This is a genomic window from Allorhizobium borbori, from assembly GCF_014196535.1.
Classification (GTDB): domain Bacteria; phylum Pseudomonadota; class Alphaproteobacteria; order Rhizobiales; family Rhizobiaceae; genus Ectorhizobium; species Ectorhizobium borbori.
This window is the reverse complement of record NZ_JACIDU010000003.1, coordinates 249977-269820: the sequence shown is the minus strand read 5'-3', so window position 1 is coordinate 269820 and position 19844 is coordinate 249977. Positions and strand designations below refer to the sequence as shown.

19 protein-coding genes are annotated in these 19844 nt (G+C 61.2%); 8 read left to right on the top strand and 11 right to left on the bottom strand.

Annotated elements, in window-relative coordinates; genetic code table 11:
* Window positions 1-42 precede the first annotated feature (42 nt).
* The 3 genes from GGQ66_RS05415 to GGQ66_RS05405 form a co-directional block, all read right to left on the bottom strand.
* Window positions 43-537 carry a hypothetical protein gene (locus GGQ66_RS05415; protein ID WP_183790209.1) on the bottom strand — a complete coding sequence of 165 codons (495 nt, stop codon included), beginning with the start codon at window positions 535-537 and terminating at the stop codon, window positions 43-45.
* A gap of 7 nt (window positions 538-544) precedes the next feature.
* Window positions 545-1225 carry a ribulose-phosphate 3-epimerase gene (gene rpe / locus GGQ66_RS05410; RefSeq protein ID WP_183790207.1) on the bottom strand — a complete coding sequence of 227 codons (681 nt, stop codon included), beginning with the start codon at window positions 1223-1225 and terminating at the stop codon, window positions 545-547.
* A gap of 105 nt (window positions 1226-1330) precedes the next feature.
* Entirely contained in the window at window positions 1331-2425 is a 1095-nt protein-coding gene (locus tag GGQ66_RS05405; protein WP_183790205.1) for an ABC transporter substrate-binding protein, read from the bottom strand.
* Window positions 2426-2560: 135 nt separating this feature from the next.
* Between GGQ66_RS05405 and GGQ66_RS05400 the strand changes: the two genes are divergently transcribed.
* Both GGQ66_RS05400 and GGQ66_RS05395 read left to right on the top strand, forming a co-directional pair.
* Window positions 2561-3055 carry a flavin reductase family protein gene (locus GGQ66_RS05400; RefSeq protein WP_183790203.1) on the top strand — a complete coding sequence of 165 codons (495 nt, stop codon included), beginning with the start codon at window positions 2561-2563 and terminating at the stop codon, window positions 3053-3055.
* 3 nt (window positions 3056-3058) lie between these two features.
* Window positions 3059-3376, top strand: a complete 318-nt coding sequence (locus GGQ66_RS05395; protein WP_183790201.1) for a TfoX/Sxy family protein — start codon at window positions 3059-3061, stop codon at window positions 3374-3376.
* A 4-nt stretch (window positions 3377-3380) separates the two neighbouring features.
* On the opposite strand, the gene GGQ66_RS05390 is transcribed toward GGQ66_RS05395, so the two are convergent.
* From GGQ66_RS05390 to GGQ66_RS05375, 4 genes are all read right to left on the bottom strand, one after another.
* Window positions 3381-3785 carry an NUDIX domain-containing protein gene (locus tag GGQ66_RS05390; protein ID WP_183790199.1) on the bottom strand — a complete coding sequence of 135 codons (405 nt, stop codon included), beginning with the start codon at window positions 3783-3785 and terminating at the stop codon, window positions 3381-3383.
* Entirely contained in the window at window positions 3785-5293 is a 1509-nt protein-coding gene (locus tag GGQ66_RS05385) for a DEAD/DEAH box helicase (RefSeq protein WP_183790197.1), read from the bottom strand. The genes GGQ66_RS05390 and GGQ66_RS05385 overlap by 1 nt, the downstream gene beginning before the upstream one ends.
* 145 nt (window positions 5294-5438) lie before the next feature.
* The gene (locus GGQ66_RS05380; RefSeq protein WP_370686293.1) at window positions 5439-6752 is read right to left on the bottom strand and encodes a peptidoglycan DD-metalloendopeptidase family protein; all 1314 of its coding nucleotides are present in this window, start codon (window positions 6750-6752) and stop codon (window positions 5439-5441) included.
* A 100-nt stretch (window positions 6753-6852) separates the two neighbouring features.
* Complete coding sequence (locus GGQ66_RS05375) at window positions 6853-7323, bottom strand: peroxiredoxin (protein WP_183790195.1); 471 nt, start codon at window positions 7321-7323, stop codon at window positions 6853-6855.
* Between the two features lie 167 nt (window positions 7324-7490).
* Between GGQ66_RS05375 and GGQ66_RS05370 the strand changes: the two genes are divergently transcribed.
* Entirely contained in the window at window positions 7491-7739 is a 249-nt protein-coding gene (locus GGQ66_RS05370; protein WP_237358793.1) for a hypothetical protein, read from the top strand.
* A 250-nt stretch (window positions 7740-7989) separates the two neighbouring features.
* The gene (locus GGQ66_RS05365) at window positions 7990-11379 is read left to right on the top strand and encodes a YhdP family protein (protein ID WP_183790193.1); all 3390 of its coding nucleotides are present in this window, start codon (window positions 7990-7992) and stop codon (window positions 11377-11379) included.
* 9 nt (window positions 11380-11388) lie between these two features.
* On the opposite strand, the gene GGQ66_RS05360 is transcribed toward GGQ66_RS05365, so the two are convergent.
* A complete protein-coding gene (locus GGQ66_RS05360; protein WP_183790191.1) occupies window positions 11389-12270 on the bottom strand; it encodes an MBL fold metallo-hydrolase in 882 nt (293 codons plus the stop codon).
* A 122-nt stretch (window positions 12271-12392) separates the two neighbouring features.
* Window positions 12393-13646 (bottom strand): tyrosine--tRNA ligase, encoded by a 1254-nt coding sequence (gene tyrS / locus GGQ66_RS05355; RefSeq protein WP_183790189.1) that lies wholly within the window; start codon window positions 13644-13646, stop codon window positions 12393-12395.
* A 91-nt stretch (window positions 13647-13737) separates the two neighbouring features.
* Here tyrS and GGQ66_RS05350 point away from each other — a divergent pair, with 91 nt between their 5' ends.
* Window positions 13738-14871, top strand: a complete 1134-nt coding sequence (locus GGQ66_RS05350; protein ID WP_183790187.1) for an anhydro-N-acetylmuramic acid kinase — start codon at window positions 13738-13740, stop codon at window positions 14869-14871.
* Window positions 14872-14971: 100 nt separating this feature from the next.
* Here GGQ66_RS05350 and GGQ66_RS05345 read toward each other — a convergent pair whose 3' ends face one another.
* Together GGQ66_RS05345 and GGQ66_RS05340 are read right to left on the bottom strand one after the other, a co-directional pair.
* A complete protein-coding gene (locus tag GGQ66_RS05345) occupies window positions 14972-15226 on the bottom strand; it encodes a hypothetical protein (protein WP_183790185.1) in 255 nt (84 codons plus the stop codon).
* Window positions 15227-15303: 77 nt separating this feature from the next.
* A complete protein-coding gene (locus GGQ66_RS05340; RefSeq protein ID WP_183790183.1) occupies window positions 15304-15981 on the bottom strand; it encodes an alpha/beta hydrolase in 678 nt (225 codons plus the stop codon).
* A gap of 204 nt (window positions 15982-16185) precedes the next feature.
* Between GGQ66_RS05340 and GGQ66_RS05335 the strand changes: the two genes are divergently transcribed.
* From GGQ66_RS05335 to sufC, 3 genes are all read left to right on the top strand, one after another.
* Window positions 16186-17349 carry a cysteine desulfurase family protein gene (locus tag GGQ66_RS05335; RefSeq protein ID WP_183790181.1) on the top strand — a complete coding sequence of 388 codons (1164 nt, stop codon included), beginning with the start codon at window positions 16186-16188 and terminating at the stop codon, window positions 17347-17349.
* Window positions 17350-17525: 176 nt separating this feature from the next.
* Window positions 17526-18995 carry a Fe-S cluster assembly protein SufB gene (gene sufB / locus GGQ66_RS05330; RefSeq protein ID WP_183790179.1) on the top strand — a complete coding sequence of 490 codons (1470 nt, stop codon included), beginning with the start codon at window positions 17526-17528 and terminating at the stop codon, window positions 18993-18995.
* Window positions 18996-19073: 78 nt separating this feature from the next.
* Window positions 19074-19832 (top strand): Fe-S cluster assembly ATPase SufC, encoded by a 759-nt coding sequence (sufC, locus tag GGQ66_RS05325; protein ID WP_183790177.1) that lies wholly within the window; start codon window positions 19074-19076, stop codon window positions 19830-19832.
* The last annotated feature ends 12 nt before the right edge of the window (window positions 19833-19844 follow it).

The following is a 19844-nucleotide window of genomic DNA, read 5'->3' as shown; positions in this document are numbered from 1 at the left end:
GCGGAAAACATGGGGCCGCTTTAGCAAATGCTGCCCGTAATCTCAACGCATGCGACGCGCCATTATCGCACTGGTCGCGATGAGAAGCATGAATCCGAGCGGCATGAAGAGCCTGAGCCCGATGACGGCGAACTGATAGACCGCTGACGCCGATGTGAAGACGAGCTGATAGACCCAGATGCGGCTGAGGAAAGGCGCATGCCACTGCGAATAGAAGGACCGGTATTGCAGGGCAAACAGACCGGCGGTGACGCCGATGGTGCCAATGGCGAGCCACAGCAGCCAGGCGGCGAACCGCGTCTCAGGCCGTCGTCCTGCCGCACAGAAGCGGGCAAAGGGTAGAGCGAGAACCCAGCCGATCAGCCCGCCGACGAAATAGAGGCCGAGAATATCGAGATCGGCGGAAAGCCAGAGCCGGTCCTGCGCATAAAGAGAGGTTGCGGCGGAAAGCGCCATGAGGATGCCCCACAGCGGCCCGCCAGCCAGAATGGTGGCGGTTGAGGGGAGACTTGCCTTGAGCCTTGCCCTCAACGGCATGGCCCCCTCAGCCCCGGCCTGCTTCGGCGGCCTGACGCAGCGCCGAGACGGTGGAGCGGTAGGCTTCGACGCCTTCACCCTTGAAGACGGCCGAGCCCGCCACCAGCACATTGGCGCCCGCTCTCGTGCACAGCGGCGCGGTTTCGACGGTCACGCCGCCATCGACCTCAAGCGCGATGGGGCGGTCGCCGATCAGGGCGCGGGCCTGCGCGATCTTCTCGACCTGCGAATGGATGAATTTCTGGCCGCCAAAACCCGGATTGACGCTCATGATAAGGATGAGGTCGATATCACCGATGACCTGTTCGATGGCCGAAAGCGGCGTGGCCGGGTTCAGCGAAACGCCGGCCTTCTTGCCGAGCGCGCGGATGGTCTGCAGCGAGCGGTGCAGGTGCGGGCCGGCTTCGGCATGAACGGTGATGTAGTCACAGCCGGCCTTGGCGAAGGCTTCGAGATAGGGGTCGGCCGGCGCGATCATCAGATGGCAATCGAACACCGCCTTGGTGTAGGGCCGCAGGGACTGGATGATGGCAGGGCCGAAGGAAATGTTGGGAACGAAATGGCCGTCCATGACGTCGAGGTGAATCCAGTCCGCTCCGGCTTCGGCCACGTCGCGCACCTCGTCTCCCAGACGGGCGAAATTCGAGGCGAGAATGGAGGGGGCGATCAGGATCGGGGCGGCAGTCATGGGCAGGTCTCTCTCATCGGCGTGTCGGCTCTGGACGCACGGGCTTTGCGCTTCTGGCGCTCCTTTACCATCCGTCCGGCGGGCAAACAACCGCGCGCAAACGCTTTATCGCATGGCATCCACGGGGGTGAACAGGCCATTCTTCCAAGCCATCAGAAGATAGGGATTGCGGTGCGGCGCATCCTTGCCGAAGGTGAAACTGCCAATCACGGTATCGTATTGGCCGCCGGCCAGCGTGGACGCGACCGGCTTGCCATTGCGGGTAGCGGTCTCGATGGCGCTGGCGGCGATCGTTGCGGCGGCATAGGCGGGTAGTACATAGCCTTCGGCGATCACGCCAACTTTCGCCAGCGCGTCGATAACGGGTTTTGCCGTCTCCGGCTTCTCGGGCGGCAGAACAGCGAGAACGCCGTCTGCGAGCGGCACGGACTGATCCGCAGCATTCAGCGCCTCGCCACCCAGTAGCGTCAGCGGAATGTTTTCCGCCGCTGCATCGCGAGCGATGATCGCAGCATCGCTACGATCGCCGGCAAAGAGAACATGCGTTGCATTGGCCTTCTGGAGGCGCCGCACCAGCGCGATCTGGTTGTCGAGGCCGGGGCGGAACGTGTCGGCGAATTGCGGCTTCATCCCCTTGTCATCAAGGCCGGTCCGCACGGCCTCCGTCAGTTCGCGGGCCGGAAGCGTGCCGTCATCAACAATGGCGAAGGCCGCCCCCTGCCAGCCCTCGGCGATAACCGAAATCAACTTCTCGGCTTCGTCGTCAAAGTGCGGCGCGAGGCTGAAGATGGGCCATCCTTCCTTCGCAACGTCTTCGAACAGAATTTTCGAGCGAACGGAAACGGAAATGGCGGGAATGCCAGCACTTTCCAGTGACCCCGCTCCCGTTTCCAGGCTTTCCGCACAGAGGAAGCCAACGGCTGCGGAGGCTTTGGCCGCGACGATGGCGGCGGCCACCTTGTCGCCGCTGCCAGGCTCGCAGCTTTCCGGAATGCGGACTGCGGTCAGTTTCTTTTCCGCCGCAAGCTTTTCGGCGCCGGCAAAGATCTGCGCGCCAAGGCTTGCGAACGGCCCGGATGTAGGGGCGACCACGGCCAGGGTTGCTGCCCCCGCCGGAAGGAAGGAGGCGACAAGGGCAAGGGTGGCGAGCGGAACGACAGATCGAAACATGAAAGACCAGCGGTTAATGTTGGCGCGCATCTTATCCAAGCCGTCCGGCGGTTGAAAGGCTTTCCGTTTCTTGTCGGAAAAATGATGTCCGTTAGGTGAGTTGGTAATTCTTCCCGTCTAATGTTGGCATTTTCCGGCGATGGACGCCGGCTTCAGGACAAAAGCATGACCAACGCCGAGATGATTGACCCCGCCCTTTATCGCAACGCCATGAGCCGCTATGCCGGTCATGTGCAGATCGTGACGACGACGGACGGCCAGGAACGGCGCGGCGTGACCGTCACGGCGGCCTGTTCGGTTTCCGACAGTCCGGCAACCGTGCTGGTCTGCGTCAATGCCACCAATGCATCGAATGCGATCTTCGAAAAAAGTGGGCGTTTCGCGCTGAATTCGCTCGCTGGCCATCATCGCCCGCTGGCCGAAGCCTTCGCGGGCATCGGCAAGCTGCCGGCGGAAGAACGGTTCGCTAAGGCGCAATGGCTTTCGCTTGTAACCGGTGCGCCCGTGCTGTCCGATGCGCTGGCATCTTTCGACTGCACCCTGCTCGAGGCGAAAGTGGTGGCCACCCACATCGTTCTGCTGGGCAAGGTCGAGGCGCTCCATATGGGCCCGCCATCGCCGGCGCTCATCTATTTCGAACGCGCCTTCAAGGAACTCTGAGCCATGGACCGGGCAGAGATCGAGGAGATGTTCCAGTCGCTCGGGCCTGTCAGCATCCGTCGCATGTTCGGCGGCAAGGGCATTTATTGTGACGGCCGCATTCTGGCGATCGAACTGGACGGCGAGATTCTGCTGAAGGTGGATGCGCAAAGCGCTCAGCACTTCGACGAGGTCGGTGCTCGGCAATGGACCTACACCCGCAAGGACGGCCGTTCCGCCGCCATGCCTTATTGGTCGGTCCCCGACGAGGCATGGGACGATCCGGATATCATGGCAAAATGGGTCCGGCTCGCATTCGAAGCCGCACTCAGGGCTGGGTGAAAGATCAGAGGTACCGAACGGCGCTTTTCACGAATTCCGAGAGGTTTTCGGGCAAGGCATCGAGGGCAAACCATTCGAGGCCGTCATGCTTGGTCGGTTCCATGATGCGCGCCTCGCCGGAAAAGTCTTCCGTTACGTAAAGCAGCGAAACCCAATGGTGCCGGATATCGGGAAAGATCTCCTCATCGACGCAGAGGAGACGCAGCGAACCCACCGTCAGGCCGGTTTCCTCCGACGTCTCGCGGCGGGCCGCATCCTCTGCCTTTTCCATGAAATCGACCTTGCCGCCCGGAATGTTCCAGAAGCCGGCTTCGGGTTCCTTCAGGCGACGGCAAAGCAGAATTTTCCCGTCGCGGTAAAGCACGAGGCCCACACCGACGCCGGGAAAATCGAGACCGGGAAGACCCATCAGCTCTTCGCGTTTGCGACGATCAGCATGAAGGCCGGGATGTCGTCACCGAAGCCAACCGGCGTCGGGCCATCGTCGTGGTCACGGTGGCGGCGGCGCTGCTGTTCGCGGTGATCGTCATTCGCCGGATACTGGCGGGCCGGGCGGGCCTCCTCGCGGGGCTTGCGGTCCGTCTTGCGCTCTGCCTTCACACTCGTGCTCCTTGCTTCAGCCTCGATGGGTTCCTGTACCGGCGCGGCGACAAAGGCCACCGTTTCCGCCGTCGGAGCAGAGCTCCGGTCACGCTTGCGATCCCGATCACGGTCGCGATCCCGTCCACGACCGCCCTTGCGGTTGCCGCGGTCGTTTTCGCTCGCTTCGGATTCGGCGGGCAGGGCAGCGAGGTCGCCGCTCAGCCACTCGATCGACTGGCCGATCAGCTTCTCGATGGCATCGAGATGCTTGGTCTCGCGTCGCGTGACAATGGTGAAGGCGCGACCGGAACGACCGGCGCGGCCCGTGCGGCCGATGCGGTGAACATAGTCCTCCGCGTGGATCGGCACATCGAAGTTGAAGACGTGGCTCACGTCCGGGATGTCGAGGCCGCGGGCGGCCACGTCGGAGGCCACCAGAAGCTGGAGGTGACCGTCCTTGAAGTTCTGGAGCATGGTCGTGCGCGAACGCTGGTCCATGTCGCCGTGCAGGGCGCCGGCGGAAAAGCCGTGGCGATCGAGCGAACGGAAGAGGTCGGCCACATCCTTCTTGCGGTTGCAGAAGATAATGGCGTTCTTCAGGTCGTCCTGCGCCTTGATGAGATCGCGAAGAACCGCACGCTTTTCGTAATCCTTGCCATTGGATGCAACCAGACGCTGCGTCACGGTCTTGGCGGTCGAAGACGGCGGGGCCACTTCGACGCGAACCGGATTTTGAAGGAAGCGATCGGCCAGCTTCTGGATTTCCGGCGGCATGGTGGCCGAGAAGAACAGGGTCTGGCGCGTGAAGGGAATGATCTTGGCAATGCGCTCGATGTCGGGAATGAAGCCCATGTCGAGCATGCGGTCGGCTTCATCGATAACGAAGATATCGACGCCGGTCATGAGGAGCTTGCCGCGTTCGCAGTGGTCGAGCAGGCGGCCGGGGGTGGCGATCAGCACGTCGGCACCGCGTTCCAGCTTGCGGTCCTGCTCATCGAAGGACACGCCGCCGATCAGCAGCGAAATGTTGAGGCGGTGATTCTTGCCGTATTTCTCGAAGTTTTCCGCTACCTGTGCCGCGAGTTCGCGTGTCGGCTCCAGAATGAGCGTGCGCGGCATGCGCGCACGGGCGCGACCCGTTTCCAGAAGGGTTAGCATCGGCAGTACGAAAGAGGCTGTCTTGCCTGTCCCGGTCTGGGCAATCCCCAGAATGTCGCGGCGCTGGAGAGCCGGCGGAATGGCGCCTGCCTGGATCGGGGTAGGGTTTGTGTAGCCCGCGTCGGTAACGGCGGAAAGGACTTTCTGGCTCAGTCCAAGATCAGCAAATGTCGTCAAAGGGAAAACTGCTTCCGTTCCGGTTCTGTCGAACTCTGGTGAAGGTGCATGACAATGCAGCGGCCAATAGTCTTAAAATGCCGGAAAGTCAAGAAAACCGGGCGGAACACCGCGATAAAATACGGTACCGCGTTACGGGCAGGGCTCAGCGCATGTAGCTGGTGAGCTTTGTGCCGGCCGTGACGAAGCGCATCGGGTCAAGGGCGGTGCCGTCGCGGCGTACTTCGTAGTGAAGATGCGGGCCGGTGGAACGGCCGGTATTGCCGGCCTCGCCGATCTTCTGGCCGAGCGAAATCGTATCGCCCTCGGAGACGGAAATGCGGGAAAGATGGCCGTAGCGGCTGGTCAGGCCCTGTCCGTGATCGATTTCGACCATGTTGCCGTAACCACCGGAGTATCCCGCCGTGATGACGCGACCCGCGCCGCTGGCGCGCACCGGCGCGCCGATATCCGAGCGGAAGTCGATGCCGGCATGAAGGGCCGGACGGTTGAAAAAGGCATCGAGCCGTGTTCCGAAACTGGAGGTGATCTCGCGGCCCGGCGCCGGGTTGCCGTAAGGCAGCTTGCGCGCCGTGTCGCGCACCGACTCAAGGTGGGAAAGCGCCGAATCAAGCTCGTTCAGCGAAACGTTGAAGGCTTCCGGGCTGTCGGGCGCAATGAAAGGCCCCCCCATGGCAGTGTTGTTTGAAGCCACATGCTGTGTGTCGGGCACGCTGACGCCGGTGCCGCGCAGGATGCGTGCAATAGCATCCGCCTGGCCGCTGGCGTCCTTGGCAAGGCCCTGGATGTGGGCAAGCTGCTCGACCTCGATGCTCTTCAGCGAGCGGGTCACGGTGCTGAAAACCCGGTCGGCGCGTTCTGATACGGTTTCCTGTGCCGGCGCATAGGCCAGCATGCCGGGCGTGCTCGCCGGCGCGCTGTGGGTTTTCTTTGGTTCGCCTGTAAGAAGTGTCTCAAGCGCTTTCAGGCTGTCGGCCTTCGGAGCGAGCGAAGCCTGCTTGCCAAGCGCCAGTGGCTTGACCGTCGGCACGGGAACCGAACCCGTCGTTACTCCGCTGTCATCCGCCTTGTCGAGGAGGCTACCGATCTTGCCTTGCCGCAGCGACAGCGCCATCTGTTGTTCAAGAAGCTTTTCGACCTTCTCTTCCACCACCTGCTGATCGAGCAACTGCCGCGATGTCACACGGTCGAGTTGGGAACGCAGGGCGGAAATCCGGTCCTCGTAATCATGCTGGATGCGGGCCTGCCGCGCCATCGTTGCGCCGATGAGATCGTCACGCAGAACAAGATAGGAGGTGGCGGCAAGGTAGCCCACCGAAAACAGGCCGACAAACGCGACGCCGGCAATCGTCATCCATGGGCGAATGGCCATGTGGCGAACCTTGTCGCCACTGGCCAGAATCAGAACGTGCTGTTGCGACCGCTCTCCGAAAATCCGGCCATGCGCTTTTCTGGTCACGACATACACTCCCGCCGACTCTCATGTCACAGGGAATTACACATTTTTAAGGTTAATATTTCCTTGACGAAGAGCGGATCCGACCGGACTTGCAACCAGTTCATCCCAGATTTCGGGTGGCGTCCAGCACCTCCTGTGCGTGGCCTTTGACCTTCACCTTCGGCCAGACCTGCGCAATGGTGCCATCGCGGCCAACGAGGACGGTTGTGCGCTCCACGCCCATATATTTGCGGCCGTACATGCTCTTTTCCGTCCAAACGCCATAGGCGGAAAGGGTGCTCTTGTCCTCATCCGCGGCGAGGATGACGCCAAGATTGTGCTTCTTGCAGAACTTGTCGTGGCTGGCGGCGCTATCGGGCGACAGGCCGATGACCACGGTGTCGGCCTTCTCGAATTCGGGAAGCAGCGCGGTGAAGTCGATCGCTTCCACCGTGCAGCCGCTCGTATTGTCCTTGGGGTAGAAATAGAGAACGACCTTCCGTCCCTTGAAAGCCTCAAGCGATACCGTGCCGCCGCCGTCGCGCGGAAGGGTGAAAAGGGGGGCGCTCATGCCGGGGATCATTTCGCTCATGTCTATTCCTTCATTCGTTTCGGATGGTTCCGGGTCGTTCGCATTCCCTTATACGCCAGAAGAGGCGTTCGGTTCAGTTGTCGTTCACGTCATCTGCGATTTTCAGCACCATTGGCAGGGCAGCGGGCGATTCGCGACGTGCCCGGGTTAAGGCAGGAGGAAAGTCCATGGTTTCGATGGTCAGGCTCATTCTATGCACGGCGGCGATTGCAATGGCCGTTCCGGCACAGGCGGAGGTCCGGTTCGGCAGGAATGTCCGCATTGGTGGCAATGATTTTTCACACCAGACTTTCAATGCCAGAAAGCGCGGCGTGGTCTATCTGCACAAGACCAGGCCGGCAAGGGAGGGCTGCGTGTGGAAATCCGATGGCAAGGGCGGTCGCGTCAAACTCTGCCATCTCAAGGACCGAAACTGAGGACAGGCGATCACGGGTCCGTCGATCCGCGTGGCTTCGACTATCGCGATGTCGCATTTTTTTCAGCCTCGTCCATTATATTCCCGTATTTACGTTGTAGATTGGATCGAGATTTCTGGACGCGCGGGCCCGGTAGACATAAGCGAACGGTGTGATTGCTCGCGAATATATCGTCTGAAAACAAGGTATTAGTGTCGCAGGCAGGGCGAAGTCGCATGCGGCTTCCGGCAGAGGATGCAGCAAGGAATCGATGGCGGAAATTCGAGGCGACAAGGTGGTCTTCAGCAAGCAGGAAATCGCTGCGCTGGATGATATGCCGTCCAACAACGCGGAGGAAATGCTTGTTGTCCATTGCCCGCCGCCGCGCCGTCGTGGAGGCTTCGTCGCCAAGGCGCTTGTCGTCCTTCTCTTCCTGTTCGTTGCCGGAGCCGGCGGGCTTTTCGCAGCCGTCGAGGGTGGCTTTCTCGACCGGGAACTCGCAAGGCGGGCCGAAGGAGCGCTGAACGGCGCGTTGGACGGCTTGTTCGAAGCCCGTGTCGGAAGTGCTGCGTTACGCTTTTCCTCGCGCATGGCGCTTGCCATCGAAGCGCGCGATGTGGAGGTGACTGAAACCGACAGCGGCAAGCATGTCACCCACACCCAGTCCATCCGGCTATTGATTGATCCGTTCGCACTCGTCACGGGGCGCTTGAAGATCGGCGGGGTCGAGGCCGAGGGTGTCGATATCGATACCGCGCTGCTGCAGACCGAAGGCGGTGACATAGCCGCGCTGCGCGTCGACGCCACGCCGAAGGTTTTGGAAACCGTTTTCACGCGTCTGGATGCGGCGGTTCGGTTCCTGGATCGCAGTCAGGCAGGCGACATCACCCTGTCCGATCTGAAAATGCAGTTTCCCGGAAGGGGTAAGCCCTTTACCGTTGAGGTCAACGATCTCCTGATGGCGCGGCAGGCGGACGGCATCCTCACGCTATCCGGCGTTGCGGCCTACGGCGGCGATGACATCGCCTTTTCCGTCGATGCCGAATCACAGAATGGCCGTGTCTCGGAACTGCGTGCCAGGGTTGAGGGGCTCGACCTCGGTGGCCTGACCGTCCGCAGGCTGGACGACGGCTCCATTCATGATGGCCTTGAGACAGAAGTGGGAGCAACCTTCTCCGCCCGTCGCGCCACCCCGGATGCGGGACCGGAACTGACTGCCGCCGTGACTGCCACTCCCGGTGTTTTCCATATGGATGGAGATACGCAGGAGTTCAGCGGCGCGACGCTTGATCTCGCCTATGATTTCACCAAGGATTCGCTGGAATTTATGCCGTCGCGCGTAGTGTTCGGTCGCACCGTGCTGCCGTTTACGGGCGCCGTTCTCGATCGCAATCGGATCGATCCCGGCGCCGGCGCGGGCTTTGCGCTCGATTTCCTTTTCAGCGGCGCGCGCGCGGGCGCGACGGAGGCGCCGCCGTTGCCTTTCGACGCGACCGTCACGGGCATTTTCGACCCTGTGCTGAAAGAGTTGCGCGCTGACCGGCTGCTGGTGACGAGCCCTCAGGGCAATATGGGCGGTTCCTTCGTCATTCGCTTCAAGCCGGGCCTTTCGCCCGAAATCAGTTTCGGCGGGCAGGTGCCCGAGATGGCGGGTGCTGCGGTCAAGCAGCTTTGGCCGTTCTGGATGGCCCGCAAGCCGCGTGAATGGGCGGTGGCCAATCTCGACGGCGGCCGGGTCCTTAACGGTACGATCTCGGTCTTTATTCCCGCTGGGCGAATGCATTTTCCGCCGGTGCCGGTGGAACTGAATGAAAATGAACTTCATATCACCTTCGACGTGGAGCACATGCGGCTTGACCTGCCGCCCGATGTGCCGCCACTGCGTGAGTTGGACGGCCATGTCGATATTCACGGGGCGAGAACGGAAGTCACCGCAAAAAAGGGTACCTCCTATTTCGGTTCCGGTCGGTCGGTCATTCTCGATGGCGGGCGACTGGTCATGGCCGATGTCTACAAAAAGCCGTTGACCGCTGACCTGACGATTGCGCTTTCGGGCGATGCGGCCGCCGTGCTGGAGCTTTCCAGCTTCAAACCGATGAACAGCCTGAAGAACACGGACTTCCGTCCCGAGGATTTTGCCGGCCCCGTCAAGGCGAATGTCTCGGCCCGCTTTGGCCTGCTTGCCAGCCAGAACCCGCCGCCACCGGACTGGAGCGCCCGTATCGACTTGCAAACCGTGGATGTTCATCGCCCGATCGCCGGACGACGTATCTCGGGCGCTCAGGGGGCGCTCGACGTGACGCCACAGGCGCTGAAGGTCGACGTCAAGGCAAAGGTCGATGACGCGCCGGTCGAGATTTCCTATGCCCAGCCTCTCGGTGGCTCCGACGTCAAACAGGCACTGACGGTGCGCGGGCGTCTGGAAAAGACTGACTGGACGAAGCTTGCGCCCCATCTGGATGAACTGGTGGATGGACCGCTGACGTTTGAGCTGTCGCGCGTCGATGACAAGAAGCAGGCGATCAAGGTCGATCTGGCGGCCGCCAGCCTGTCGCTGCCGTGGATCGGCTGGTCGAAGGGGGCGGGCGTGCCCGCCAGGGTCAGTTTCGACCTTATCGTCAATGGCGAGGAAAATCTCGTCCGCAATCTCCAGCTTGGCGGTGATGGTTTCGGCGCAAATGGCAACCTGACCTTCAACAAGGGGAACCTCGTTCTTGCCGAGCTTTCCCGCGTGCAGCTTTCGCCAGGCGATGATTTTGGCGTCACGATGCGCTCCGGAAAGGCCGGTTTCGATCTCGCCATCAACGGCAAACGGCTCGATGCACGCCATGTTATCCGCAAACTCAAGACCGAGTATGAGGGTGAGAAGGCCGCTGCGGGCGCTGCCAAGGGCGGGGCGTTTGTCGCAACGATCAATGTCGATACGCTTGCGGGTTTCAATGACGAGGTGCTGACCAGCGTGACGGCCCGTTACGCCACCCGGGGCGGTGCCGCCAATGCCGTGGATTTTCGCGGTGTGACCGAAAGCGGTCAGGCTATCGTCAGCCAGATGTTGAAGGATAATCGCAACACGGTGTCCATCACCAGTGGCGACGCCGGAGCGCTCGCCCGCTTCATCGATCTCTACAAGAACATGAACGGCGGGCTTCTGAACCTCAGACTGGCCGCGCTCGATGCCGAATCGTGGAGTGGATCGGTCGATCTCAGAAGCTTCCGCCTGATGAACGAACAGCGCCTGCAATCCATCGTCAATACGCCCGCCGGACGGGACGGCCAGAGCCTCAAGAGCGCGCTGAAGAAAGACATCGACGTGAGTTCGGCCAGTTTTCAGCGCGCCTTTGCCCGCATCATTACCCGCAATGGCGTATTGCTGGCAGAGAATGGCGTGGTGCGCGGCGATCAGGTCGGCGCGACCTTTCAGGGCACCGTGCGCGACCGGCGCGGCAACATGGACCTGACGGGCACGTTCATGCCCGCCTACGGCCTCAACCGGCTGTTTGCGGAACTGCCGATCATCGGCACCATTCTCGGCAATGGCAGCGACCGGGGCCTGATCGGCATCACCTTCAAGATGTCAGGAACCTTCACCCGCCCCAACATCATCGTTAATCCGCTGTCCATCATCGCGCCGGGCGTGTTCCGCCAGATCTTCGAATACTGACCCTGTCCTTCAGGCGATCTCGATGGTTTCAAGATGCGTGCGAATGGCGGCGGACAGATTCTGGCGGTGAAAATCGCGATAGAAGTCCGTTTCACCGGCATCCATGGTGCGGTGAGCGGGCAGCAGGTCTTCGAAGGCGAGACCGTCCAGCGTTTCGGGAGCGCTGTCACGCAGAACGCGCCGGTCGATCTGCGCTACACGGGCCACCAGTTCATTGAAATAGGCGATATTGCGGTCGATGGCCTCCGGCGTCGTGGTGCGCCCATGGGCCGGCACGACGACCTTTGCGCCGAGCGCCTTCAACCGCGCGAGCGAAGCGCGCAGGAGCCGCAGGCTTTCCGGCGTGTCATCCCAGACGCAGGGCACCGGGTCTTCCACCGCATCGACCGCCAGCAACGTGGAGATCTCCGGTATCCATACGGCGACATGATCCGGCGTATGGCCCGGCGTGTGGAGAAGCTCCAGTGTCAGGTCGCCGCCGTTCAGCGCCATATCCCCCGAAAACGTGATCGAGGGTGCAACAAGTTCGGTTTCGGCGAAGCGGGCCTCTTCGACAGCCTTTGTGGCGAGCGTCGAAGCGGCTTCCGGTGCGCTCAGCCGCTCGAGCGCTTTGGCGTGAGCGATGATCGGAGCAACGCCAGCAATCGCCGCATTGCCCCAGAAATGATCCCAGTCCATGTGCGAATTCACGACGATCAACGGGCGGTCATGGGCCGACGCGCCGAGTTTTTCCAACGCCTCGCGGCAGAGTGCCGGCGTGCTCAACGTGTCGATCAGCGCATTGAAACGCCGAGTGCGCACGAACATGGCATCGACTTCGTTGCTGTAGCGCAGGATGCTGATGCGCGGATCGAGACCGTCGAAGCTCGAGATTTCCACATGGCCGGACATGAATGCCGTTTCCTTTCGGGTGAACTCATCCGAGTTTGCCTGTCCGGCGCATTGCGTCAACGGCAGACGTGAAAAAGGCCGGGGGATGCCCGGCCTTTCGATATTCTGGAGTACCCGTCCGTTCAGACCGGGCGAACGAGAATGTGCTTCTTCTTGCCGAGCGATAGCTTGATGACGCCATCGGCGGTGATGTCGCCGGTGCCGACAATCTGGCGTTCGTCGGAGACGCCCTTGTCGTTCACCTTCACCGCGCCACCTTGAACATGGCGGCGGGCTTCGCCGTTCGAACCCGCAAGCCCGGCCTTTACGACAAGCGCGAGCAGGCCGATGCCGGCTTCAAGCTCGGCGGCCGAAACCTCGATGGAGGGCAGGTTGTCGGCCAGCGCACCTTCCTCGAAGGTCTTGCGTGCTGTCTCGGCAGCCTCTTCCGCAGCGGCCCGGCCATGCAGCATTGCGGTGATCTCGGTGGCGAGGATCTTCTTTACCTCGTTGATCTCGGAGCCGGCCAGCGCCGAAAGGCGGGCGATCTCGTCCATCGGCAGCGTGGTGTAGAGCTTGAGGAAGCGCGAAACGTCGGCGTCCTCCGTGTTGCGCCAGTACTGCCAGAAGTCATAGGCCGAGAGCATGTCCGGGTTCAGCCACACGGCACCGTTCACCGACTTGCCCATCTTGGCGCCGGAGGATGTGGTCAGAAGCGGAGAGGTCAGCGCATAGAGCTGCTTGGTGCCCATGCGGTGGCCGAGATCGATGCCGTTGACGATATTGCCCCACTGATCCGAACCGCCCATCTGCAGGCGGCAGTTGTAGCGCTTCGCGAGTTCCACGAAGTCGTAGGCCTGCAGGATCATGTAGTTGAATTCGAGGAAGGACAGCGATTGCTCGCGATCGAGGCGCGTCTTCACGCTGTCGAAGGACAGCATGCGGTTGACCGAAAAGTGGCGGCCCACATCGCGCAGGAATTCGAGGTAGTTGAGCGGGCGCAGCCACTCGGCGTTGTTGATCATCAGCGCCGGAGCCGTTGCCTGATCGTAATCGAGGTAGTTGGAGAAGACGCGCTTGATGGAGGCGATGTTGTCCTCGATCATGTCGACGGTCATCAGCTTGCGCGCCTCTTCCTTGAAGGAAGGATCGCCAACCATACCGGTGCCGCCACCCATGAGCGAAATCGGCTGATGGCCGGTCTTCTGCATCCAATGCAGCATCATGATCTGGATCAGGCCGCCCGCATGCAACGAAGGCGCGGTCGGATCGAAGCCGATATAGGCCGTCACGGTTTCCTTGGCGAAGAGTTCATCGAGACCAGCCTCGTCGGAGATCTGGTGAATGAAGCCGCGTTCGTCGAGCGTGCGGAGAAAATCGGATTTGAACCTGGACATGACCTGTTTCTCTGAAAAAGGGTTTGATGCGGTCGCGCTCTAGCATTGTTCCGGCGCATAATCACCCCAAAAGTGATTCCGGGGACCGGCTATGGCGAAGATGAGAACGGCAATCGGGCTGATGAGCGGCACCTCGATGGATGGCATTGACCTCGCGCTGGTCAGAACCGACGGACATGAGCGTGTCGAGCGCGGTCCGAGCCATTACGTGCCCTATGACGACGGTCTGCGCGCCCGCTGGAAGCAGGCGCTGGTCACGGCGAAGGCAATCACCGAACGGCGGCAGCGCCCCGCCGATCTTGCAGATGCCGAGCGCGTCCTGACACTCGCGCATGCCGCCGCTATCAAATCGTTCCTGCATCGCATTGGCATGACGCCCGGTGAAATCGATGTGATCGGTTTTCACGGCCAGACGGTGCTGCACCGGCCAGACGAGGCGCTCACCGTGCAGATCGGCGACGGGCCTCTTCTGGCAGAGGAAACCGGTATTGACGTCATCTACGATATGCGCGCCAACGACATGGTGCATGGCGGGCAGGGTGCGCCGCTCATTCCCGCTTACCACGCGGCGCTCGCTTCAAACCTGCCGGTTGGACTGGAACGTCCGGCGGTTTTCGTCAACATCGGCGGCATTTCGAACCTTACCTATACCGGGCAGGCGGGCCGCCCCGCCGAGCTTGCCGCCTTCGACAGCGGACCCGGCAACATGCTGATCGATCAGTGGATCGAGGCGCACACCGGTAAAGCCTATGACAAGGGCGGACAGACGGCCGCCCGCGGCAAGGTCATTACCGCACTTGCCGAACGCTATCTCGCCAGCCCCTTCTTCTCCGCCAACATCCGCCGCTCGCTGGATCGCGGCGATTTCCTGCCGCCGCAAAAGGGCGAGGCGTCGCTGGAGGATGGCGCGCGCACGCTCGCCCATGTCACGGCGGCGGCTATCCTCAAATCGGCCAGCTATCTGCCGGAACAGGCCAGAACATGGATCGTTTGCGGTGGCGGGCGGCTCAACCCGGTCATCATGGCAGAGTTTGCGACTTTGGCGGCAAGACAGGGCGCGAAGGTTATCGCGGCGGAAGAGGCGGGCTTCAACGGCGGATCGATGGAGGCGGAAGCCTGGGCCTATCTCGCGGTGCGTTCGCTGGAAGGCTTGCCGCTGACCTTTCCGGGAACGACTGGAGTGAGCGAGCCGGTGACGGGTGGGGTGCTGGTGACTGCTCGCTAACGGTGGCGCGCTTTCCAACTGACCAGTTTACGTAACAAAGCGCTGACAAGAAGAGCCGTGCCTGCGTAAACGATCCATGTCGAGACGAAAAGGATTGCCGTCAGCCAAAGAGGGCCCGCAAACCAAAGGGGCGAGGGCAAGGCGAACCAGCTTGAAAAAAGGCGAAGGTGGGAATTCTAGCCAGCGCCGCAACAATCTTGATCCAGATTGCATCGCTGTCGCAGTGCCAGCCGTAATCGAAACGGCAGATTTCCGGATATCGCCGCGCTATGAACATGGACGCGAGAGTGCCGGCAATCATGACGCTCCAGAAGATCGAGGCGAGAGCTATGAGGGCAATGCGGATATGTCGCATGGCAGCTTTCGTGTGATTGCGGGGAAGCGCGAGCGTCCAAACGGAAGGGCGACCGCACAGACGCCCTTCCGTGGTTCTTATCGAATCCGCTTTGCGGCCGGTTCCGGCACCAGTTCACCGTTCAGGCGACGGTCGAGGTAGTCCTCGCATTCGCCCATCAGCGTATCCACCTGACCGTTGAAGAAGTGGTTGGCGCCCGGCAGGGTGCGGTGGGTGATGAGGATGCCCTTCTGCGTCTGCAGCTTGTCGACCAGCCCCTGAACATCCTTCTCCGGTGCCACCTTGTCGCTGTCGCCGTGGATGATGAGGCCGGACGACGGGCAGGGGGCGAGGAAGGAGAAGTCGTAGATGTTCGGCTGTGGCGCAATCGACATGAAGCCTTCGATTTCCGGACGGCGCATCAGGAGCTGCATACCGATCCACGCGCCGAAGGAATAGCCGGCAACCCAGCAGCTCTTGGAATCGGGATGCAGCGACTGCACCCAGTCGAGTGCGGAGGCGGCATCTGACAACTCACCCGCGCCATGGTCGAATTCGCCCTGGCTGCGGCCGATGCTGCGGAAGTTGAAACGCAGCGTCGTGAACCCGCGCTTCTGGAACATGTAGAAGAGCTGGTAGACGATCTGGTTGTTCATCGTGCCGCCGAACTGCGGATGCGGGTGCAGGATGATGGCGATCGGGGCGCTTTTTTCCTTCGATGGCTGGTAGCGGCCTTCGAGACGGCCGGCAGGGCCGTTGAAAATGACTTCGGGCATCGTTACTCCGGTATCGGTTTCGCTTCTGAAAAGACGGAAGTCGCAGTCAGGTGACTTGACTCAGGAAATCATCTTTTCTAAAACGCAGTTTAGAACCGTTCAAAAATCTCGTGGCGGAAACGCCGTAGGATTTGTGGTGTTCATATGCTAAGCCGCCCTGAAATTTCAACAAAAATGCACGCCTTCGTGCGAGGGACTGTTTGAATGGCCATTGGCCCGCGTGTCTATATGGATTGGAACGCGACCGCGCCGCTTCTCGATGAGGCGCGAGCGGCCGTTCTTGCCGGTCTGGACATGATGAATCCGTCCTCCGTGCATGGTGAAGGTCGGGCCGCACGCGCTGCCCTTGAAAAGGCCCGTCGGCAGGTCGCGGCGCTCGTCGGTGCAGAGCCGGCGCATGTGGTTTTCACCTCCGGTGCGACGGAAGCCGCGAATACCCTGCTTTGCGATGAATATCGCATGGGCCGCCGCCCGGTGGGCATCGGGCATGTCTATCTGTCGGCTATCGAACATCCGGCAATTCGCGAGGGCGGGCGCTTTCCTGTCGACAAGATCAGCGAAATACCGGTCACGCATCAAGGCGTTGCCGATCTCGACGCGCTCAAGGCGTTTCTTGCCTCGCATGATGAGGCTTCCGGCATGCCGTTGGTCGCACTCATGGCCGTCAACAACGAGACGGGTGTGATCCAGCCGGTGGCGGAAGCCGCAGCGCTGGTGCATGCCCGCGGCGGGCTTCTTGTCGTAGATGCCGTGCAGGCAGCCGGCCGCGTCCCGCTCGATATCGCCACGCTGGGCGCCGATTTCCTGATTCTCTCGTCGCACAAGATTGGCGGGCCGAAGGGTGTCGGCGCGCTGGTTTCGCGTGGCGAGGTGTTGATGCCCGCGCCGCTGGTGCGCGGTGGCGGTCAGGAAAAAGGCCATCGCTCCGGCACGGAGAACCTGGCGGCCATCCTGGGCTTCGGCGCTGCGGCAGAGGTGGCCCTGGCAGGGCTTGAGGGTCGCATGGCCCGCATCGCCGCGCTGCGCGATCGGCTGGAGGCGGGCCTGCGGATTGCGGCGGCGGATGTCATCATCCACGGTGCGGATGTGCCGCGTGTCGCCAACACCTGCTTTTTCAGCCTGCCGGGCCTGAAATCGGAAACCGGCCAGATCGCATTCGATCTGGAAGGCGTAGCCGTTTCCGCCGGTTCGGCCTGCTCCTCCGGCAAGGTGGGCGAAAGCCATGTGCTGGCCGCCATGGGCTGTGATCCGAAGCTCGGAGCGCTGCGCATTTCGCTCGGAACGTCTTCGAATGAGGCGGATGTGGAGCGGGCTGTGGCGGCTTTTGTGAAGATTGCCGGTCGCCGCAAGGCGACGGAGGCGGCCTGAACAGGACAATCCCGGATTTTCCGTGGTTTTCCGAAAGGAACCGGGTGCAAATTGCCGGGTTCCGCACTAAATAAAAGCGGACATCCGCTTTTTTGAGAATGACATGCTCCCGGATCGCAAATCCGGGAATTCGACAAGCCACCGGGCCTTTGATCCCGGCGAGATTGGAGACTGAAATGGTTGCCGTCCAGGAGACGATCGATCAGGTCAAGCAGATTGACCTCGATCAGTACAAATACGGTTTCGAGACCGAAATCGAGGTGGACAAGGCCCCGAAAGGCCTCAGCGAAGAGATTGTCCGCTTCATTTCCGCCAAGAAACAGGAGCCGGAATGGATGCTGGAATGGCGTCTGGACGCCTACCGCCGCTGGCTGACGATGGACGAGCCCACCTGGGCGCGTGTCGACTATCCGAAGATCGACTTCAACGACATCTATTACTATGCCGCGCCGAAGAACGTTACCGGCCCACAGAGCATCGATGACGTCGATCCCGAACTGCTGAAGACCTATGAGAAGCTCGGCATTCCGCTGCGTGAGCAGGAAATTCTGGCCGGCGTGCAGACCTCCAAGGTCGCCGTCGATGCCGTTTTCGATTCGGTTTCGGTCGTCACCACCTTCAAGGAAGAGTTGAAGAAGGCCGGGGTCATCTTCATGTCGATTTCGGAAGCTGTGCGCGAGCATCCGGATCTCGTGAAGAAGTATCTCGGTTCCGTCGTGCCGCCGACCGACAATTTCTATGCGACGCTGAACTGCGCGGTCTTCACCGACGGTTCCTTCGTATACGTTCCGAAGGGCGTTCGTTGCCCGATGGAACTGTCGACCTATTTCCGTATCAATGAGAAGAACACCGGCCAGTTCGAGCGCACGTTGATCGTGTGCGAGGAAGGCGCTTACGTCTCCTATCTCGAAGGCTGCACCGCGCCGCAGCGTGATGAAAACCAGCTTCACGCTGCCGTTGTTGAACTCATTGCGCTCGATGACGCCGAAATCAAGTATTCTACCGTCCAGAACTGGTATCCGGGCGATATGGAAGGCAAGGGTGGCATCTACAACTTCGTGACCAAGCGCGGCGATTGCCGTGGCAAGAACTCGAAGATTTCATGGACGCAGGTGGAAACCGGCTCGGCGATCACCTGGAAATACCCGTCCTGCATCCTGCGTGGCGATAATTCGCGCGGCGAGTTCTATTCGATTGCTGTCTCGAACGGTCATCAGCAGATCGATTCGGGCACCAAGATGATCCATCTCGGCAAGAATACGTCGAGCCGCATCATCTCCAAGGGCATTTCCGCCGGCAAGTCGAACAACACCTATCGCGGCCAGGTGTCGGCCCATCGCAAGGCGACGAATGCCCGCAACTTCACCCAGTGCGACAGCCTTCTGATCGGCGATACCTGCGGCGCGCATACCGTGCCCTATATCGAGGCGAAGAACTCCACCTGCCAGTTCGAGCACGAGGCGACCACCTCGAAGATTTCCGAGGACCAGCTCTTCTACTGCCTGCAGCGCGGCATTCCCGAAGAGGCGGCCATCGCCCTCATCGTGAACGGCTTCGTCAAGGAAGTCATTCAGGAACTGCCGATGGAATTTGCCGTGGAAGCCCAGAAGCTGATCGGCATCTCGCTGGAAGGCTCCGTGGGCTGACGTCCCGTAACCCGATTGAACCGGTGCGCGCGGCCTTTCGCGCGCCTGATCTCCGTTACATCCGAGAAGGATATCGAAATGCTTGAAATCATCGACCTGCACGCAAAGATCGCCGACACTGACACGGAAATCATCCGTGGCCTGAACCTGACCGTGAAGGCCGGCGAAGTCGCCGCCATCATGGGCCCGAACGGCTCCGGCAAGTCGACGCTCTCCTACATCCTGTCGGGCCGCGAGGACTACGAAGTCACCTCTGGTGACATCCGCTACAACGGCGAAAGCATTCTGGAACTCGACGCGTCCGAGCGTGCTGCCAAGGGCATCTTCCTCGCGTTCCAGTATCCGGTCGAAATTCCGGGCGTTGCCACCATGCAGTTCCTCAAGGTGGCGATGAACGAGCAGCGCAAGGCGCGCGGCGAAGCCGAACTGACGACGCCGGAATTCATCCGTACCGTCAAGGAAGGTGCTGCGAAGCTCAAGATCGACCCGGACATGCTGAAGCGTCCGCTCAACGTCGGCTTCTCCGGCGGTGAGAAGAAGCGCGCCGAAATCCTGCAGATGGCGCTTCTGGAGCCGAAACTCTGCGTTCTCGACGAAACCGACTCGGGCCTTGACATCGACGCACTCAAGATCGTCTCGGATGGCGTCAATGCGCTGCGGTCGCCTGATCGCGCCTTCGTGGTCATCACCCACTACCAGCGCCTTCTGGAACACATCGTGCCGGACACCGTTCACGTTCTCTACAAGGGCCAGATCATCCGCACGGGCGGCAAGGAACTGGCGCTGGAGCTGGAAGCCAACGGCTATGCCGACGTCATCGGCGAAGCAGCCGAATAAGGCGGGGATCAG

Bases quoted from the DNA above. Each gene is read 5' to 3' on its own strand.
- GGQ66_RS05415 (WP_183790209.1), bottom strand. From the start codon at position 537: ATGCCGTTGAGGGCAAGGCTCAAGGCAAGTCTCCCCTCAACCGCCACC.
- rpe (WP_183790207.1), bottom strand. From the start codon at position 1,225: ATGACTGCCGCCCCGATCCTGATCGCCCCCTCCATTCTCGCCTCGAAT.
- GGQ66_RS05405 (WP_183790205.1), bottom strand. From the start codon at position 2,425: ATGCGCGCCAACATTAACCGCTGGTCTTTCATGTTTCGATCTGTCGTT.
- GGQ66_RS05400 (WP_183790203.1), top strand. From the start codon at position 2,561: ATGACCAACGCCGAGATGATTGACCCCGCCCTTTATCGCAACGCCATG.
- GGQ66_RS05395 (WP_183790201.1), top strand. From the start codon at position 3,059: ATGGACCGGGCAGAGATCGAGGAGATGTTCCAGTCGCTCGGGCCTGTC.
- GGQ66_RS05390 (WP_183790199.1), bottom strand. From the start codon at position 3,785: ATGGGTCTTCCCGGTCTCGATTTTCCCGGCGTCGGTGTGGGCCTCGTG.
- GGQ66_RS05375 (WP_183790195.1), bottom strand. From the start codon at position 7,323: ATGAGCGAAATGATCCCCGGCATGAGCGCCCCCCTTTTCACCCTTCCG.
- GGQ66_RS05370 (WP_237358793.1), top strand. From the start codon at position 7,491: ATGGTTTCGATGGTCAGGCTCATTCTATGCACGGCGGCGATTGCAATG.
- GGQ66_RS05365 (WP_183790193.1), top strand. From the start codon at position 7,990: ATGGCGGAAATTCGAGGCGACAAGGTGGTCTTCAGCAAGCAGGAAATC.
- GGQ66_RS05360 (WP_183790191.1), bottom strand. From the start codon at position 12,270: ATGTCCGGCCATGTGGAAATCTCGAGCTTCGACGGTCTCGATCCGCGC.
- tyrS (WP_183790189.1), bottom strand. From the start codon at position 13,646: ATGTCCAGGTTCAAATCCGATTTTCTCCGCACGCTCGACGAACGCGGC.
- GGQ66_RS05350 (WP_183790187.1), top strand. From the start codon at position 13,738: ATGGCGAAGATGAGAACGGCAATCGGGCTGATGAGCGGCACCTCGATG.
- GGQ66_RS05345 (WP_183790185.1), bottom strand. From the start codon at position 15,226: ATGCGACATATCCGCATTGCCCTCATAGCTCTCGCCTCGATCTTCTGG.
- GGQ66_RS05340 (WP_183790183.1), bottom strand. From the start codon at position 15,981: ATGCCCGAAGTCATTTTCAACGGCCCTGCCGGCCGTCTCGAAGGCCGC.
- GGQ66_RS05335 (WP_183790181.1), top strand. From the start codon at position 16,186: ATGGCCATTGGCCCGCGTGTCTATATGGATTGGAACGCGACCGCGCCG.
- sufB (WP_183790179.1), top strand. From the start codon at position 17,526: ATGGTTGCCGTCCAGGAGACGATCGATCAGGTCAAGCAGATTGACCTC.
- sufC (WP_183790177.1), top strand. From the start codon at position 19,074: ATGCTTGAAATCATCGACCTGCACGCAAAGATCGCCGACACTGACACG.